The organism is Streptococcus cristatus, assembly GCF_003943505.1.
Taxonomy (GTDB): domain Bacteria; phylum Bacillota; class Bacilli; order Lactobacillales; family Streptococcaceae; genus Streptococcus; species Streptococcus cristatus_E.
The window spans coordinates 1-1,464 of the sequence record NZ_RJPS01000022.1 but is presented as its reverse complement, the minus strand read 5'-3'; the positions used below and the strand labels follow the sequence as shown (position 1 = coordinate 1,464).

1 protein-coding gene is annotated in these 1,464 nt (G+C 46.0%); it reads left to right on the top strand.

Annotation, left to right across the window (positions count from 1 at the left end; translation table 11 throughout):
• Nucleotides 1-16: 16 nt before the first annotated feature.
• Nucleotides 17-1,464, top strand: a 1,448-nt coding sequence (locus D8792_RS10655) for a collagen-flanked surface repeat-containing protein (protein ID WP_446677394.1), incomplete at its 3' end; no start/stop codon positions are given.

Below are 1,464 nucleotides of genomic sequence, written 5' to 3'. Positions count from 1 at the left end.
AGATGGCAAGCCATCATTGGCTCAAGTCGTAGACAACAATAACGGCACACATACTGTTAAAGTTGGTCTTGATAAGAACGGCAATGGTCAGTTGGATCCAGATGAAGTAACCTCATCTACCATCGTTAAAGACGGAAAAGATGGTAAGTCTCCACTAGCTAAAGTTGTAGACAATAACAATGGCACACACACAGTTCAAGTCGGTCTTGATAAGAACGGTAACGGTGAGCTTGATCCAGACGAAGTAACATCATCTACAATCATCAAAGATGGTAAGGATGGAAAAGCTGGCGCAACCGGTGCCACTGGTGCTACAGGTGCGACCGGAGCCAAAGGAGATAAAGGTGCCACTGGTGCTACAGGAGCTACCGGAGCCAAAGGAGATAAAGGTGAAACTGGAGCAACAGGCGCAACTGGTGCTAAAGGAGAAGATGGTAAGCCATCATTGGCTCAAGTCGTAGACAACAATAACGGCACACATACTGTTAAAGTTGGACTTGATAAGAACGGCAATGGCCAGTTAGATCCAGACGAAGTAACATCTTCAACAATCGTCAAAGACGGTAAGGATGGCAAATCTCCATTAGCCAAGGTTGTTGATAACAACAACGGCACCCATACAGTTCAAGTCGGACTCGATAAGAACAATAACGGTCAGTTGGATCCAGATGAAGTGACATCTTCTACAGTCATTAAAGATGGAAAAGCTGGGGCAACCGGTGCTACAGGTGCGACCGGAGCTAAAGGTGATAAAGGTGAAACTGGAGCAACCGGTGCAACCGGTGCAGCAGGACCAAAAGGCGATAAAGGTGAAACTGGAGCAACAGGCGCAACTGGTGCTAAAGGAGAAGATGGTAAGCCATCATTAGCCCAAGTCGTGGATAATAATAACGGCACTCACACTGTTAAAGTTGGTCTTGATAAGAACAATAACGGCCAGCTCGATCCAGACGAAGTAACCTCATCTACCATCGTTAAAGACGGTAAGGATGGTAAGTCTCCACTAGCTAAGGTTGTTGATAACAACAANGGCACCCATACAGTTCAAGTCGGACTCGATAAGAACAATAACGGCCAGTTGGATCCAGATGAAGTGACATCTTCTACAGTCATTAAAGATGGAAAAGCTGGGGCAACCGGTGCTACAGGTGCGACCGGAGCTAAGGGTGATAAAGGTGAAACTGGAGCAACAGGCGCAACTGGTGCTAAAGGTGAAGATGGCAAGCCATCATTGGCTCAAGTCGTAGACAACAATAACGGCACACATACTGTTAAAGTTGGTCTTGATAAGAACGGCAATGGTCAGTTGGATCCAGATGAAGTAACCTCATCTACCATCGTTAAAGACGGAAAAGATGGTAAGTCTCCACTAGCTAAAGTTGTAGACAATAACAATGGCACACACACAGTTCAAGTCGGTCTTGATAAGAACGGTAACGGTGAGCTTGATCCCGACGAAGTAAC